This is a genomic window from Streptomyces shenzhenensis (assembly GCF_021462265.1).
Taxonomy (GTDB): domain Bacteria; phylum Actinomycetota; class Actinomycetes; order Streptomycetales; family Streptomycetaceae; genus Streptomyces; species Streptomyces shenzhenensis.
Window position 1 is genome coordinate 1 of sequence record NZ_JAJONF010000060.1, and the last position, 16,245, is coordinate 16,245.

The following is a 16,245-nucleotide window of genomic DNA, read 5'->3' on the forward strand; positions in this document are numbered from 1 at the left end:
AGCGTGGCAGAGCATAGCGGGGGATCAAGGGCAGGTCCATGCCAAATTCCACTGGCGGTCGCGCAGGTTCTTTCCAGTCGGGGGAACGCCGGTTGCACACTTGGGTGGCCGTCGAGGGCTTCGCGGGCCGAGATCGGTTTGGCGAACGCAACCAGCCAACAGCGCCTGGGCCTGTGTGGAGTTGTGATCTCGTGGGCCCGCCCCGGGAGGGCCGGGGGCCTTGGAGTAAAACGGTGGGGTGTCTCGACCTCAACTTTCGGATGCCGAGTGGGAGTTCATCTCCCCGTTCCTGCCGGTCGGTGAGTTCGGGCCGTACCCGGAGAACCTGCGGGCGCACTTCGAGGGTGTCGTGTGGCGGTTCAGGAACGGTGCCTGTGGAACAACTCGGCCCTCCGGGCCCTTTAGGACGGGATCTGTCCTAAAGGGCCCGTAGCTTCGGTCAGGTCAGGGAAACAGACCCGAGGAAAGGCGGCCGGACATGGTCACTCACGTTCCCGCGGAAGCACAGGGCGACGAGCGCGGAGCACTGCTCTCGTTCATCGAGGAACAGCGCGGCGGCATCCGCCGGGCACTCCTCGGCCTCACCGACGAGCAGGCGGCGAGCAAGCCCAGCGCGAGCGAGTTGTCCCTGTCCGGCCTGCTCAAGCACGCCGCAGAGGTCGAGCAGAGCTGGATCGCCCGCGCCAAGCAGGAGCCGCCTGCGATCGAACGCGACCAGACGAACTGGCACGAGACCTTCCAGCTGGTCGGCGACGAGACGGTGGCCTCCCAGCTCGCCCACTGGGAGCAGGTCGCCGCCGAGACTGAGAAGTTCATCCTCTCGGTCCCCAGCCTCGACGACACCTTCCCGCTCCCGCCGCAGCCCTGGTTCCCGCCGGAGGGCCGGGTCTCCATGCGCTGGGTGTGCCTCAACCTGATCCGTGAACTCGCCCGGCACGCCGGCCACGCCGACATCATCCGCGAGTCCCTGGACGGGAAGACGGCCTTCGAACTGGTGGCGCTGGAACAGGGCACGTCCTGGGGCTGACCTTGCGGGCCTTCGGCGGGCGGCACACGTGACGACGCGACGTCAGGGAAGCGCGCGCAGGTTCGCGGGGAACTCGCTTCGCGTTGCTGGCAGGGTTCGAGTGAGGCTGTCGGAGGGGACCGATCCCGCCCGCGCGGCCAACCAGGCTGCCACGGCCTCGGCGAGTTCCGCAGAGCCGAGCAGCAGGGCGGCATGAGGCAGGCGGCCCAGGTCCTCCAGCGCGCGCAGGACGTCGGCGAAGGGTTCACGGTGTAACGCGTAGGCCCGACGCCGTGCCCCTTCGACCTCGTCCATGAGCATGTTCTTGTGCCAGGCGGTCATCACATCGCAGCAGCCGATATAGGCGTCCTGGCGGCCCAGCAGCAGTTCGGGGCGGTTGAGGCCGAAGACCCGAAGGGTCTCCTCACCCTTCCGAGTCAGGGCCTCGAACTCTCCACTCGCCGGTAAGAGCGTGAGGTGATCGGCGGGATCATCCACGCTCGGGTCGATCAGCAGGCACTGCCCGAAGTCGTCGCAGGGGTACTCCTCGCGCTTGTAGTTGCTGTTGCAGCGCGAGCAGGCCAGGAGGTGGTTGTGCCAGCAGAAGGTGCGCAGCGGTCTGCGTGACTTGGGCTCGAAGTGGTCGATGTCCGTGCCGACGCTGTCCAGGCAGTACATGCACCGCTCCACACCCGGCGCCATCCGCACCAGCAGCTCGCGGATCCCCGCCTTGGCCTCTGTCCCGGCCTTCCACTGCTCCTGCGCGGCCTTGCTGGTCGCCCCGAGCTGCCGGATCCGTTCCGTACGGTCAGCGCAAAGTCTCAGCAGATCGCCGCTGGCCGGCGGCCGCCGTAAGGGAATCACTGACCGCTCCCCAGCCGGGCCGCCACCTCGTGGGCTCGGGCCGAACGGCTGCTGCTGAGCCGCGCGGCCAGGTCGCGGTACTCCAGCGCCTCCTGCTCGCTCGCCTCCCCGGCGAAGACCTTCTTCTCCAGGCGCACAAGCCTGCGGCGTTCCTCCTCCGCGCGCCTGGAGTACGGGCTCTCCAGGCCGAACAGATCGGACAGCACGGCGTCCTCGCCGCTGCCGTACACGATCCTTCGGTACAGCGCGTCGTCGACGATCTCCGGCCCGCGCCGTTCCTCCGGGCCCGGCAGCCGGATCAGTCCGCCGGGATCGGCGGCCTGGCAGATGTACGGGCTGTGGCTGGTGACGATGAACTGGATCCGAGGGAAGTGCGTGCGCAGCCAGTCGCCGATCCGCCGCTGCCATGTCACGTGGAGATGGGCGTCCACCTCGTCGATGATCACGACGCCGGGCATACGGACCACGGGGCGCCCCTCGTCGTCCGGGCCCGAGTCCAGCGTTCCGTACGTGTTCTGCAGCTGCCGCACGACGTCCAGGACCAGGGAGGCCACGGCACGGAATCCGTCGCTCATCTCCCTCAACGGATAAGCCCGCTCCGGGTCTCCGGCCGGGGCCACCCACAACCCGTCGGCGTTCACCCGCAGGGCACGGTAGCCGTCGGGGAGCAGCCCGTCGGACAGCAGCTTCAGAACCGCGTCGAGCAGTTCACCGGCGTCCCGCTGCTCGTCCACGCTGCGCAACCGCAGCTCCTTGAGCCAGGTCACCCCTTCCGCGAGCGAGACATCCTCGTGAAAGAGGGAGGCCATACGACCCACCGGCCCAGACGCGAGCATCAGCCGCTGCGCCTCGCCGCTTCCACCCACCAGCCGCCTGAACGGCCCGTACGCGGCGCAGAACCAGCCCTGGGGGTTGTGCGCCCAGGGGCCGCGGGCCGCGTCTCTCGTAGCGTCCTCTTCGCCGCCGTACGAGGCCAGCCGCGGTTGCGCCGGCACCCCGTAGCGCGGCCTGTCCGCCGCGTCCTCGGGTACCGTCCAGTCGATTCCGAGCGGGATCCGGCCCTCTGGTGCCGCGCCGCGTCCGGTGAACCGGTCGAACGAGTGGTCGGGCTGTACGTACGCCCGCGCCCACGCCGACCGTTCACCGGTGCTGATCCAGCCGCCGAAGTCCTGGACGAGGGAGCGCGCCGCCTGAGGCCCGGCCAGGGACAGGGCCAGGGCACGCAGAAGCGTCGACTTGCCCGAGCCGTTGCGCCCGGCGATCACGGTCCAGCCCCCGCCGTCCCGGGGCGCGGTCAGCGGCAGTTCGTCCTTGACGGAACGCTCGCCGCTGAACCCCCTGACGTTCGAGAAAGCGATTCCGGATACGTACATCTGCCCTCCCCCCACCCTCCCGTGCTGAGCATGGTCAGCCTCTCACGATGGTCTGACACGGGGGAGTACCGGGATGTTCCGGCGGCCGGGTCAGCAGTGCCCGTACTCATCGGTGCCGTCGTCGGCGTCGAGGCAGGCGGGCGCGGTGACACGGCGTCCTCTGCTCTCCGCGATGCGGCGAACGTCGGTCAGGGCCTCGCTCATCCGGGCCAGCACGAAGCGAAGTTGGTCAGCGGTCGTCCGCCGGTCGGCGAGCATGTCGGCCGCGTGGCAGAGGAGGTCACCGGCCATGCCGAGCTGGACGCTCTCGACGGTGTCGGCCACTCGGGACAGGTACCCGGTTCCATCGGTGACCAGGTAGCAGGGCTTGCCTTCCGGGCCTGCCCACGGCAGCAGTCGTGCGTGCGTGACGACGGCGTTCGTCATGCGGGCACCTCCGCTCGGTGGATCGCGGCGGGCGCCACGTGAACGCCGTGGACGGCGAGACGCAGGGTGCGGCGCCGTGCCTGCCTGCGCCGTGCTTCCTCCCGCCGTTCATGGGCGACGAGGTAGGGGCGTACGAGGGTGTGGTCCTCGCCGTGCAGGGGTCGGGAGCCGGGGCGATGGCCGGTCGGCTTGGGGGCGTGCGAGGGGGCCGGCGGCGGCCCCGTCCGAGCGGCGTTGGCGAGACGGCGACGTCCGGTGCCGGGGAACAGAAGTTCCAGCAGTGGGGCGAAGGGTCGGGCGATACGGTGAACCACGTCGTCAACTCCATGTAGCAGTGCGGTTGATGGCCATGCCCCCGGACCGGTCGCGCGGTCGCGGGGGACTCGCTTTGAGTAGCGATGCGCTTACAGAGTGGGACGGTCGGAGCTAGGCTCGCCAGGGGTGCTGATGTGACAGAGCATTTGTCACAAGGGGAGTTGAACCGGTGGGACACATGTACGGCGACTGGCTCAGGGAACAGCGTGAATCGGCGCGGCTGACGCAGCAGCAACTGGCCGACATGGCGGTCATGACCCGTTCGCACATCGCGCACATCGAGGCGGGGCGCCGGGTGCCGTCCAAGGAGGACGCGAGGCGGCTGGACAGCGCCTTGAACACGGGGAACGTGCTCAGCAGTTTTCTGCCGCAGGAGGACGTGGCGGTCGCCGACTACTTCGAGGCGGCGCGGCTGCTCGAACAGCAGGCGGTCATGATCAGGGAGTTCGCCCTGTCGTTCGTGCCAGGCGTCCTTCAGACGGAAAGGTACGCGCGTGCGGTTCTGGGTACGTCGTTCCCCCGGGTGAGTGAGGAGGAGTGTGACAGGCGCCTTGTCACACGCTTGGAGCGCGCGAAACTCCTGGACGACGCGGAGATGCCCGTATTCTGGACGCTGCTGGACGAAGCCGTGCTACGGCGCCAGATCGGCGGGCCGGCCATCATGGCGGAGCAGCTCAACCACCTCGTACATCTGGCCGAGATCGGTCGGATCCAGGTACATGTGCTGCCATTCGCACTGGGTGTCCACCCGTTGCTGAGCAACATGCTCACGCTGATGTGGTTCGAGGACCAGCCGCCCATGGCCTACGGCGAGGGTCTGTGGATGGGGAGGATCCATGATGCCCCAGCCATCGTCCAGGAACTCCAGCATCGCTACGATTTCGCGCTGGGTAACGCCCTGCCTCTCAAGGAATCCCTGGCTCTGCTCAGGGCAACAGCAAGGGACTACGAACGCCATGACCTACCGAACCATCCCGAACGCGGCGGTGCTGAAAGGTTGGCGTAAGTCCTCCTGGAGCAACGACCAGGCTGGCAGCTGTCTGGAAGTCCTCGACGACCAGCCCTCCGGCGTCCCCATACGCGACTCCAAGAACCCGTACGGCCCTGCCGTGATGGTCCCGGCGTCCGCGTGGTCGTCGTTCGTCACAGCGGTCAGGAACGGCGAGTTCCCCTCCTGACCGCCAGGTGACTCAAGACCACTCCTCCGCCTTGACCTCCGTCTGCTTCAGTACGCGGTCGATCGCGTCCGGAGCCTCGTCCGGCGGGTAGCCGTACAGGCGGAGCAGGAGCTTGACCTTGCCTCGGATGCGGTCGCGGGCCTGGCCCTTGACGCGCCAGTCGACAGTGACGTCCTTTCGTACGAGGTCGCACAGCTTGTGGGCGATCTCGGCGAGCACGCCCTGACCCATTTCCAGTGCGGAGGGGTTGGCAGCGACCGCGTCGTAGAAGGCCAGCTCGTCCTCGGTCAAACCAAGTTCCTCGGCACGCGACCGGTCGGCGGAGATCGTGCGGGCCAGCTCCACGAGGAGGTCCATGACCTCGGCGGAGGTGAGGAGACCGTTGTGGTAGCGGTTCATGACCTCCTGCATCTTCTCGGTGAAGGTGCGCTGGCGTACGACGTTGCCGGGGTGGGCGTCCCGGATCTCCTTCTTGATGGCCCGGCGCAGGGCCTCGATGGCGAGGTTGGGGTGGCGGCTGGCCTTCATCTGCTGGACGAAGTTCTCGCCCAGGTGGGAGAGGTCGGGCTTGGTGAGGCCGGCGGCGTCGTAGATGTCGACGACACCGTCCGCGGCGACTGCTTCGGCCTTGAGCTGTTCGATCAGCCGGTTCACGTCGGCCTCGGTGGCGAGTCCGTCGGAGCGCCGGTCGTCGACGGTGAGCTTCTGGCGGGAAGTGCGGACGGATGAGTAGAAGCGGATGTCGGGCAGCAGGTCCTGGACGTCCGGATGCGTGGAGCACAGGGAGAAGGACCGGGACAGCAACTGGGCGTAGTGCATGAACAGCTGGTGCCGGGTGGGCTTGCCGGGTTCCAGGTCCGGTTCGGCTTCCTTGAGGAATTCGAGGACGTCGTAGAGGGCTTCCTTGTACCCGTGCGCGTCGAGGGTCTCGCGCCAGGGGCAGGGGCGTAGCACGTCCCCGATCCGCTGGTGGGTGCGCCGTACGGACGCGCACGCCTCCTCGACGGGTGCGCCGATGGTCCGGTTCTCCTGGTCGGGGGCGGAGTACTCGGCGAGGGCGTCGGTGAGGTCCTGGGCGACACCGAGGAAGTCGACCACTAGGCCGGAGGGCTTCTCGCCCCAGGTGCGGTTGACGCGGGCGACGGCCTGCATGAGGGCCGCACCGCGCATACGGCGGTCCAGGTAGAGGGTGTGCAGGGGCGGGGCGTCGAAGCCGGTCAGCCAGAGGGACTGGACGATGACGAGTTCGAGTTCGTCCTTCTCCTCCTTGTCCACCACTCGCTTCTGGATCCTCTTGAGCTGGGTGGGAGTGCGGACGTAGTCGGCGACTTCTGCGTCGTCGTGGCCGGGGTTGCCGGTGAAGACGACGCGCACCTTGCCGGTGTCGTCGGGATACAGGCCGCTGGTCTCGTCCCGCTCACCGGCCCACTCCGGGCGGCGGCGGGCGATCGCCTCGAAGAGCCGGGCGGCGATGGCTCGGGACGAGCACACGATCATGCCTTTGCCGGGCCTGCCGGTGAGCTTGATCATCTCGCGGCGGCGGTTGTCCCAGTGTTCGAGGACGGTCTTGGCCACGTCCTCTATCCGTTCCGGGGCGCCGATGATGTCCTCGAAGGTGGCGAACTTCCGCCGGGCGCGCTTCTGCTCGTCTTCGGACAGTCCTTCGACCAAACCCTCGGCTTGGGCGTCGAGTTCGTCGAGGTCGAGATCCTCGGGGAGAGGCTTCTTGAGTTTGACCTTGTGGAGGATCGCTTCGTAGTAGACGGGGACGGTCGCGCCGTCGTCGACGGCCTGGGTGAGGTCGTACGTGTGGATGGTGGGCCCGAAGACGGCCTCGGTGCTGCCTGTGCCGTTGTCGATGGGCGTGCCGGTGAAGGCGAGGAAGGTGGCGTTGGGGAGAGCGTCCCGGAGGTTTCGGGCGAAACCGTCCTCGAAGTCGTAGTGACTGCGATGCGCCTCGTCGACGATGACGATGATGTCCCGACGGGGGGAGATGACGGGGTGCCGGGCGCCCGCCTCCTTCTCCGCCTTGCTGATCCGGAACTTCTGGAGGGTGCTGAAGACGACTCCGCCGCCGTTGTCGTCCCGGGTGAGAAGTTCCTTGAGCTGCTTGGCGTCGTTCGCCTTTTCCGGCTCACCGACGACCCGGTGCAGGCTGTGGCTCCTGACGAAGGTGCCGAAGAGCTGGCTGTCGAGGTCGATGCGGTCGGTGAGCAGCACGATCGTCGGGTTCGACAACTCGGGGGTGCGGGCCACCTTCCCGGTGTAGAAGAGCATCTCCTCGCTCTTGCCGGCGCCCTGCGTGTGCCAGACGACGCCCGCCTTGCCGTCCGTGGCGACGGCCGCCTCGGTGGCGGCGACGGCCTCTCGTACGGCGAAGTACTGGTGGGCCTTGGCGAGTTTGACGGTGTCGACGTCGCCGGTGCTCTCGGCCGAGTAGGAGAGGTAGGAGCCGACGAGGTCGAGGAACCGGCCGGGTTCCAGCGGGCCCTGGATCATCCGCTCCAGCGCCCGCCCGTCCTGCCACTCGCGCTTGCGGAGGAGGGTCCCGTCCTCGTCGGCGTGCCACGGCGCCATGTGCTGCCAGGGCGTGAACGGGGTACCGATGCGGGCGGTTATGCCGTCCGACGCGACAGCGAGGAGGAGCGTCCGGAAGACGCCGTCGTGGCGCAGTTCCCGCCGGTAGTTCTGGATCTGGTCGTACGCCTTGCGCGAGTCGTCGGGGCCGCTGGCCTTCTTCAACTCGATGACGCCCAGGGGGAGTCCATTGACGTACAGCATGATGTCGAACACGAACTCCCGGCCCCGGGCGTCACTGCGCACCCGCACCTGGGAGGCGGCGACGAGGTCGTTCCCGTGCGGGTTGGCGAAGTCGACGACCCGGACGGTCTCGTGCTTCTCGGTGTCGGTGAGCGGATCCCGGTAGGCGACCTTCACGGCGTCGACGGTGAGACGCCGGTAGAACAGCCAGTTCTGGCGGATGTCGGCGCCGGGGGACTGCTTCAGCAACTCGTCGATGGCCGCCGTGACCGCCGGTTCGGGCAGGTGGGGGTAGCGGGTGGCGATGGCGGTGCGCAGGCGGGGGTAGAGGACGAGGTCATCCCACGACTTGCGTTGACCGTGGGCCGGCCCGAGGTCCTTCCCGTCGATGTGCAGCCAGCCGAACTCTCCGAGCTGGTCCAGCGCAATGTGCTCCCAGTCCTTTTCGGAGAAGGTGAGGGCTTCGGCGTGGGTGGCGGCGGCTTCGGGGGAGGGAATGGTGGCTCCGGGCATGGGGCGCGGATCGGTGCCGGTGCCGTCGTCGTACGGCTGGGCGAGGCCGGGGGCGCCAGCTGACCGCTCTCCGCCGGGGGCCGTGCTCATACGGCGTCCTCTACGACTCGTACGGCGTCCTTAATACGGAGCTTGCCGGTCACCAACTGAGGGAGGAGGGTGTCGCGGAGGGCGGCGAGGGCACGGTTCTCTCGCTTGGTGACGCTTGCTCGATCGGCGAGCGGTGCAACGAACTGGCTGAACTCTGCGGCCGCGCTGCCGTCGGGAAGCCTGACACTGAGATTTGCGATTCGGTCCGTTGCGAGTCGGCCTGTTCCATGTCCCGCCAGATCCACGAAACCGAGGATTTCCGGCGTCCGTGACCTGATGGCCAGGAAAAGGGTGGGCGCGTCAATTCCGGCATGAGGGGTCAGCGCCTTGCAGTCCTGTCCGAAGGCGACCTCCCGTCGAGTGAGGCCAACCCGGAACTCCGAAGTCAGACTCATTCCTCGGACGACGAAGATGATAGTTCCCGCCGGGACGAGACGGGTTCCGCTCTCAGCGCCTTCGGGCGTTACCTTGCGGTCCGAGTCGTCGATCCACGGTGACTTGAGGCTCACGGCGGAAATCCAGGGGATGTCCCCATCCCAGTAACTGGGCTCGCTGGTCTTCGGAGTGCCTCCGGACAGCCACCGCGAGGTGTCGGCGAGCCTGATGTCGCGCCAGCCCTGGCTGGAGGAGGACTTATGGATGTACAGGGCTTCGGCTAGGTCGAGTGAGGTCTCGGCGATCCGCTCGTTGACCGCGATCTTGTCGTCCAGCGCGCCGAGCATCTCGGCGACGGCCTGTTGTTCCGGCAATCCAGGGAGGCGCCCTAGGCGGAGGGAACGGACCTCCTTGATGTTCAGGTGCGGCACGGTTGATCCTGAGGCCTTGGAGTGCATGCGCTCTTGAATAGCCGGTGCCATAAGTGCATAGAGGAGATACCTAGAGTTCACATATTCCGAAGCTGGCCGAAGCAAGACGGTGCGTTGCCTGAGACAGATTCGCTGACCCGCGTTGATGCGTCCCACCTGGCCCACAGGGGCCTCTCGGCTGAGAATCAGGTCGCCCTCCTGAGGGACTTCACGTGCCGTCCATGCTGAGTACGTCTTTTCGTCGACCGGAATCGCCTCGTCGAAGAGGATTCGCCCATTTCGGATGTGCGGCGTGCCAACCGAGTAGCCATACTCCGCTCCGGGCTTGGCAGCTGGAGCGGTCTTGTGCTCGCTGTCGACGATCAAATTGCACACGTCGCTCAGTGTTTGGTACATCACACCCTCCCCAACTGCTCACGGACCACAGCCTCCAGCCGCCCCGACTCCTCAAACAGCCCGAACAATTCCTTGCTCAGCCGCCCCACCCGCTCCTCCACCGACTCCGCATCCGGGTCAACCTCCGCCTCCGCGACCCCCACATACCGCCCCGGCGTCAACACGAACTCGTGCTCCCGCAACTCCTCCAGCGGCACGCTCCGGCAGAACCCGGGCACATCCTCGTACGCCCCGACACCCGGCCCTTCCGCTCCCCGCCAAGCCCTGAATGTCCCCGCGATCCGCCCCAGTTCCTCCTCCGTCAGCACCCTCTCCGTACGCGAGGCCATGACGCCCATCTCCCGGGCGTCGATAAACAGCACCTCGCCCTTCCGCCCCCGCACCCACTTGGAGTGCCGCCCCTTCCCCTCTCCGAGGAACCACAGGCACGCCGGAATCTGCGTCGACCGGAACAACTGGCCCGGCAGCGCCACCATGCACGCGACCAGGTCGTCCTCGACCATCGCGCGCCGGATGTCGCCCTCGCCGCCGGACTTGCTGCTCATCGAGCCGTTGGCGAGGACGATGCCCGCACGCCCTCCCGGCGCGAAGTGGCTCACCATGTGCTGGATCCACGCGAAGTTGGCGTTGCCGACCGGCGGAGTGCCGTACGTCCACCGGTCGTCGACCCCCAGCAACTCCCCGCCCCAGTCGGAGATGTTGAACGGGGGGTTGGCGATGACCACGTCCGCCTTGAGGTCGCCGTGCTGGTCGTCCCGGAAGGAGTCGGCGGGGCCCTCGCCGAGGTCGGCCTCGATGCCGTGGATGGCGAGGTTCATGTGGGCGAGACGCCATGTCGTGAGGTTGCGCTCCTGGCCGTACACCGCCACGTTCATGCGGTCGCCGCCGTGCGTCTCCACGAACCGCTCGGCCTGGACGAACATGCCGCCCGAGCCGCACGCGGGGTCGAGGACGCGCTCGCCCTCCTCCGGTTCCAGCATCTCCACGAGGAGTTTCACCACGCTCGGCGGGGTGAAGTACTCGCCGCCCTTACGGCCCTCCTGGAGGGCGAACTGCTCAAGGAAGTACTCGTACACCTCACCCATGAGGTCCCGCGCACCGACCCGTTGCCCGTCCTCGCCGACCTGGGCCTGGAAGGTGAGCCGGTCGAGGAGTTTGACCAGGCCGGCGAGGGTCGTCTCGTCCACCCGCCCGCTGTTGTACTGCTGGGGCAGGGTGCCCTTCTTCAGCGAGGTGTTGAACTTCTCGATCGTCTCCATCGCGGTGTCGATGACCTTGCCGAGGGTGGGGTCCTCCAGCGTGCCCACGGCCCGCTCCAGCACCACCTCCCAGCGGGCCGTCGGCGGCACGTAGAAGATGCCGGCGCCGGTGTAGAGCTCGCGGTCCTCCAGGATCTGCGGGATCGCCGCCGCCGGGGCCTCCCCCTCGAAGCCGAGGTCGGCCAGCAGCCAGCCGCCAGGACGCAGGCCCTCCTCCAACTGGGCCCGCTTCTCCTCCATCGCCGCCGACACGTACTTGAGGAAGACGAGGCCCAGCACGAAGTGCTTGTACTCGGCGGCGTCCAGGCTTCCGCGCAGCTTGTCCGCGGACTTCCAGAGGATGGACTTCATGTCCTCCGGCTTGGTTTCCTTCTTCTTCCGTGGCGGCACGGGACTCTCACTTCTTTCGACGCACTACGAACACGAACCTGTACTGACCTGCACTGCACTGAATTGCGCTGGACCCAACTCTCCTACGACCAACCCCCGTCACCATCACCGTCTTCGCAACGCCAGCCCGCCGTCGGCGACCCCGGCCGACACCCGCTCGGCGAGCCGGTCCAACGCTTCCAACTGCCTGCGCACATCCGCCCGCAGTCGCTCCGTCTCGGCCAGGATCTTCTCCAGCTCGGCGATCTCGTCCGGCGGCAGCTGGGGCAGATCCATGTCGCGCACGCTCATCCGTCGTACGAGCGAGCCGCTGCCGCGATGCTGGTTGCGCGGTGCCTGGAGGAGGCGGGCCAGGGAGTGCGGACGCATCCACAGCGCGTCGGGGCGGACCGGTTCGCCCCGGGCGAGGTCCCGGGCGTGGCCGCGGTAGGCCGTGATGCGCAGCCCCTGCACGGGAGACAGCAGCACGCACCCGCCGGCCGCGTCGACCTGGCAGCGCACCCCGTGCTCGGCGAGCAGCAGAACGTCACCCGGATCGGTGATCTTCGCGGAGGAGTACGCGGCGAGGTCCTCGGGGGCGATGCGGCGTGTCCCGACCGGGAGTTCGCCGAGCATCTCCTCACGCCCGATGACCGGCAGCCCGGCGTCCCCGATGTCGCTCTCCTTCACACGGTGCCCGGTCAGCAGCTTCAGCCGCCCCGCCCTGAGGTGTTCGTCGAGCTTCCGGTGTCGTACGGGCGTCTGCCGCTTGCCGATGTTCATGTCGCCGAGCCAGTCCCTCAGCCGGGGCATGGCCGCGGCAAGGGACCGGCGCGCGGTGAGCGTCTCCTCGAAGTGGTCGACGTGTGCCTCGGGCGCCGCCAGCCGGTGGGCGGGCAGGAGCGAGCGGTTGTCGAGCAGCTGCTCACCGCCCGGTCGAGAGGCCCGTACGGGGAATCGGCGTGCGTCCCTGCGGTCGTAGGCGTCCTTGTCCTCGGCCGGTCCGTCCTCGTCGGGCTCGGGAACCACGCCGGGGCGCGTCAGCTGCACCGCCGGGCCGATCCACTCCTCCCCCCTGGTCTCCGTCCGCTGGGCGATGCGGTCGGCGTCGACCAGGAGCACCGAACCGGGAGCGGCCGTCTGCGGACGCAGGACGAGAAGCGCGTACTCGGCACCCGTACGGAACGGGTGGATACGGCGCGGGAGTTGGATGACCGCCTCCACGCAGCCCCGTTCCAGCAGCGCCTCGCGCGCGCCGACCGTCGGCGTTCGCACGGACACCGGGCCGGTCCCGCTCGTGCGTGTCAGCGTCCAGGCGGGGACGACGACGTACGCGCGGCCTTCCGGCCGCAGCCGGCGTACAGCTTCCTGCGCCCACCACAGAGGGCCCTCGGTATCCCGCTCCCGTTCCCCCGACACGTACGGCGGATCGGCCAGCACCAGATCGGCCTTCGAGAAGTCGTGAGGCTCGACGGGCGCCTGGTTCCAGGCGCGCAGAGTGTCGAGGTCCGAAGGGGAGGCGCACACGTCGACGGCCCCAGCCTCGTAGCTGAGAAGCCGATATTGCAGCAGCTTGCGCAGCAGCGGATCGGATTCCACGGCCACCAGTTCACCGTGGCCCCTGAGATCCTCGTACGGGCCGCCGCCCATCCCGAGCAACAGCTCGCCGAGGCCCGCGCACAGGTTGATCGTCGAACGCTGCCCGGGACCACCCTCGTTGGGGCCGATGAGCGCGGCGACCAGCGCGACCACCGGCCGCGGCGTGATGTCCATGACGAGGTCGGATTCGAGCCGTCTGGCGATCTCAAGGCCTTCGTCGTCCAGGCCGAGCAGCGCGTCGGCCGCCCATCCGGGTGCACCGATCTCGTCCATGAGCTCATGAGTGGCGCGGACGACATCGGGGTCGGCCGCGTCGTATTCCGCGAGGAGGCACTCGGGGAGGTACTCGGTGATCCAGTCCCCGCCCTCCGCGGACATCGCGATGACGGCGAGTGCCTGGGAGATCAGCGTCTCCGCCGAGCCCAGCCGGTGCTTGAGCGCGACCAGACCGCGCAGCCGCAGGGCACGGCGGAACCGGTCACCGTAGGTTTCGAGTCGGCCGTCCTCGTCGGGTTCGGCGTCCGGGACGGTGCGCAGGTCCAGCCAGTCCGCTATCTCCGCCGCGTCGAAGAGCGGCTTGCTCTCGCTGCCCGCGCCCGGAACGGGGTCGGGAAAAGGACGGCGGGAGTCGCCCGGACCGCCCAGGGCCTCCCGGGAGAACCGCCGCCGCCAGTTGCTGACCGTGGGGCGTCCGACCCCGGCGAGCTCCTTGATCTCACCAAGAGAGACTGGCGCGTAGGGCTGTGATGTCGACAACTCCCGCTGGGAAGCGGGGATCCGTTCCCATGAGATGAACGTGGGGGTGGGGCGGGGCATCGGGGCCTCACAGCCTGATCGGCTCGGCGCCGGTCAGGACGAGCGACTTGCGGGCGAGCACCTCGGGGATCTGGCTGAACTGCCGGTGCAGTGCGGCCTTCTCGGGTGATACGTACTCCATGAGCTGAAGCAGCGTCTCGAAGTCCTTCTCCAGGTGGCGGTGGCAGATGCGTTCGTGATGGCCGATGCGGTTACGGAAGCGGCGCACGTGGTCCAGCTGTTGCTGGAGGGAGCCGCGCCTGCCCTGGTAGCCGCCGAAGGCGTGTCGCAGAGCAGGGTTCCAGAACTGCATCTCGTAGTTTTGGCCACGGCCCGTCAGCCCAACCCAGAAACCGAGCGTCAGTTTGGCGACCATGTCACCGGGGGTGAAACCCGGCCCGTGCTCCTGCTGGAGGGCCAGCTTGGCACTGCGCACCTGCTGGAGACCCTTGCCGGTCAGCTGGACGCGAGGGGAATCCCACCAGTCGGCACGGCTGTAGCGCCCGGCCAGCCGGGCGTGGAAGGAGTTGCGCATCGATACCTCGAAGTCGCGCAGGGCGCTGAGGAACGCTCGCGACGCCTCTCCGTCCCAGCAGTACAGCCGCAGGGCGACGACGGGGTCGCCACCGCACTCGTCGAGAAACGGCTGGAACCTCTCCGCCGAGATCGCGTCCACGATCCGTTTGGCCTCTTCCTCCGTCACGACCGCCGCCCCCTGAAAGATTCCGTGTTACCTTCGGAGACGTGCGCCCCGGAGTACTGTCACTGCTTTGCACACAGCCCGGGGCACAGCTCTGTCCGGACGCAGGGCGCCGCCCAGGGGCATGCCGTAGAACCGTCGCCGTGATGGCTTGAGCGCCTCACTCCCAACGCACGTAACAGTACGACGCTGGGTAGTAGATGTCCAGTGGCTTCTGAGAAGCGGGCTTCTCGGCAGTAGTGTGCTCCTTCGCTTCCAACGGAAAGACCGGCGCCGAATTCAAACGAAATCGGCGCCGGTCTCCGGTGATGAAATCGTGTGCTGAAATCAGTGGTGGAAGCTGGTGGCCGCACCCTTGTCATGGGTCAGTGGGTGCGGTTGCCGGCGCAGTTCGGGCAGCAGCCGGGACAGGTCGTCGACGAACAGGTCCGCCAGGTCCTTGGAGAAGCCGTTGCGGCACACCACCCGCAGCACGGACAGGTCCTCCCGGTTCGCCGGGAAGGTGTACGCCGGCACCAGCCAGCCGCTCTCGCGCAGCCGCCGGGAGACGTCGAAGACGTCGTACGCCGTCACGTGGTCGGCGGTCGTGAAGGCGAACACGGGCAGTTCGTCGCCCCGGGTGAGCAGCCGGAAGTCGCCGAGCTCCGCGATGCGTTCGGCGAGCCCGGTCGCCACGTCCCGGGACGCCTGCTGCACCGCGCGGTAGCCGTCCCGGCCGAGGCGCAGGAACGTGTAGTACTGCGCGACCACCTGGGCACCGGGGCGGGAGAAGTTGAGGGCGAAGGTGGGCATGTCGCCGCCCAGGTAGTTGACCCGGAAGACCAGTTCCTCGGGCAGCGCCTCCTTGTCCCGCCACAGCGCCCAGCCGACGCCCGGGTAGACCAGCCCGTACTTGTGCCCCGAGGTGTTGATCGACGCCACGCGCGGGAGGCGGAAGTCCCACACCAGGTCCTCGTCGAGGAAGGGCGCGATCATCGCGCCGGACGCGCCGTCCACATGGACCGGGACGTCGGTTCCGGTGCGCTCCTGGAGGGCGTCCAGGGCGGCACACAGGTCGGCGATCGGCTCGTACGACCCGTCGAAGGTGGAGCCGAGGATGCCGACCACCCCGATGGTGTTCTCGTCGCAGAGGTCGGCGGCGGCCTGCGGGTCCAGGTGGTAGCGGTCACCCTCCATGGGCACGAACCGGGGCTCCACCTCCCAGAAGTTGCAGAACTTCTCCCAGCAGACCTGGACGTTGATCCCCATGACCAGATTCGGGCGGGCGCCGCCCGGATAGCGGTCGGCGTTGCGCTGCGCCCAGCGCCGCTTCAGCGCCATCCCGGCCAGCATGCAGGCCTCGCTGGAACCGGTCGTCGAACAGCCGATGGTGTCGGCCGGATCCGGCGCGTTCCACAGGTCGGCGAGCATCGCCACACAGCGCCGCTCCAGTTCGGCGGTGCGCGGGTACTCGTCCTTGTCGATCATGTTCTTGTCGTCGCACTCCGCCATCAGGATGCCGGCCTGGGGCTCCATCCACGTGGTGACGAAAGTGGCCAGGTTCAGCCGGGCGTTGCCGTCCAGCATCAGCTCGTCGTGAACCAGCTGGTAGGCGGTCGAGGGCGGCAGCGGGCCCTCCGGCAGCCGGTGCGTGGGCGGGGCCTCGGCCATGCCGGCGACCGGGTTCGCCTCACCGAAGAACGGGTTGACGGACATGGGTCGCTGTTGATGCTTCTGAGGACCTTTGTGCAGCGGCATGAGGAGTGCCTCCCGGACGACGTGAACGACTCGAACTGCTTGAACTGCTTGAACTGCTT

General features: G+C 68.1%; 13 protein-coding genes. 3 read left to right on the forward strand and 10 right to left on the reverse strand.

The features are described 5' to 3' along the window. The first annotated feature begins 478 nt into the window (after nt 1-478). A complete protein-coding gene (locus tag LQ326_RS42125; RefSeq protein WP_234544374.1) occupies nt 479-1,027 on the forward strand; it encodes a DinB family protein in 549 nt (182 codons plus the stop codon). A 42-nt stretch (nt 1,028-1,069) separates the two neighbouring features. Here the strand turns inward: LQ326_RS42125 and LQ326_RS42130 are convergent, their stop codons facing one another. From LQ326_RS42130 to LQ326_RS42145, 4 genes are all read right to left on the reverse strand, one after another. Beyond that, nucleotides 1,070-1,870 carry an HNH endonuclease family protein gene (locus tag LQ326_RS42130; protein WP_234544375.1) on the reverse strand — a complete coding sequence of 267 codons (801 nt, stop codon included), beginning with the start codon at nt 1,868-1,870 and terminating at the stop codon, nt 1,070-1,072. Then, a complete protein-coding gene (locus tag LQ326_RS42135; protein ID WP_234544376.1) occupies nt 1,867-3,243 on the reverse strand; it encodes an AAA family ATPase in 1,377 nt (458 codons plus the stop codon). The genes LQ326_RS42130 and LQ326_RS42135 overlap by 4 nt, the downstream gene beginning before the upstream one ends. A 90-nt stretch (nt 3,244-3,333) precedes the next feature. After that, nucleotides 3,334-3,669, reverse strand: a complete 336-nt coding sequence (locus LQ326_RS42140; protein ID WP_234544377.1) for a hypothetical protein — start codon at nt 3,667-3,669, stop codon at nt 3,334-3,336. Continuing rightward, on the reverse strand, nt 3,666-3,983 hold the full coding sequence (locus LQ326_RS42145) for a hypothetical protein (RefSeq protein ID WP_234544378.1): 318 nt from the start codon (nt 3,981-3,983) through the stop codon (nt 3,666-3,668). Before LQ326_RS42145 ends, LQ326_RS42140 begins: the two co-directional genes overlap by 4 nt. Nucleotides 3,984-4,153: 170 nt before the next feature. Here LQ326_RS42145 and LQ326_RS42150 point away from each other — a divergent pair, with 170 nt between their 5' ends. Beyond that, entirely contained in the window at nt 4,154-4,990 is an 837-nt protein-coding gene (locus LQ326_RS42150; protein ID WP_234544379.1) for a helix-turn-helix domain-containing protein, read from the forward strand. Then, entirely contained in the window at nt 4,941-5,162 is a 222-nt protein-coding gene (locus LQ326_RS42155; protein WP_234544380.1) for a DUF397 domain-containing protein, read from the forward strand. Before LQ326_RS42150 ends, LQ326_RS42155 begins: the two co-directional genes overlap by 50 nt. A 12-nt stretch (nt 5,163-5,174) precedes the next feature. Here LQ326_RS42155 and LQ326_RS42160 read toward each other — a convergent pair whose 3' ends face one another. From LQ326_RS42160 to gad, 6 genes are all read right to left on the reverse strand, one after another. After that, nucleotides 5,175-8,525, reverse strand: a complete 3,351-nt coding sequence (locus tag LQ326_RS42160) for a type I restriction endonuclease subunit R (protein ID WP_234544381.1) — start codon at nt 8,523-8,525, stop codon at nt 5,175-5,177. After that, nucleotides 8,522-9,727, reverse strand: a complete 1,206-nt coding sequence (locus LQ326_RS42165) for a restriction endonuclease subunit S (protein ID WP_234544382.1) — start codon at nt 9,725-9,727, stop codon at nt 8,522-8,524. Before LQ326_RS42165 ends, LQ326_RS42160 begins: the two co-directional genes overlap by 4 nt. Next, nucleotides 9,727-11,376 (reverse strand): class I SAM-dependent DNA methyltransferase, encoded by a 1,650-nt coding sequence (locus LQ326_RS42170; protein ID WP_234544383.1) that lies wholly within the window; start codon nt 11,374-11,376, stop codon nt 9,727-9,729. The genes LQ326_RS42165 and LQ326_RS42170 overlap by 1 nt, the downstream gene beginning before the upstream one ends. Before the next feature lie 105 nt (nt 11,377-11,481). After that, nucleotides 11,482-13,770, reverse strand: coding sequence for an N-6 DNA methylase (locus LQ326_RS42175; RefSeq protein WP_234544384.1), 2,289 nt, complete (start codon nt 13,768-13,770; stop codon nt 11,482-11,484). A gap of 7 nt (nt 13,771-13,777) precedes the next feature. Next, on the reverse strand, nt 13,778-14,452 hold the full coding sequence (locus LQ326_RS42180; protein WP_234544385.1) for a hypothetical protein: 675 nt from the start codon (nt 14,450-14,452) through the stop codon (nt 13,778-13,780). A 324-nt stretch (nt 14,453-14,776) separates the two neighbouring features. Beyond that, nucleotides 14,777-16,186, reverse strand: a complete 1,410-nt coding sequence (gene gad, locus LQ326_RS42185) for a glutamate decarboxylase (protein WP_234544386.1) — start codon at nt 16,184-16,186, stop codon at nt 14,777-14,779. Nucleotides 16,187-16,245 lie beyond the last annotated feature (59 nt).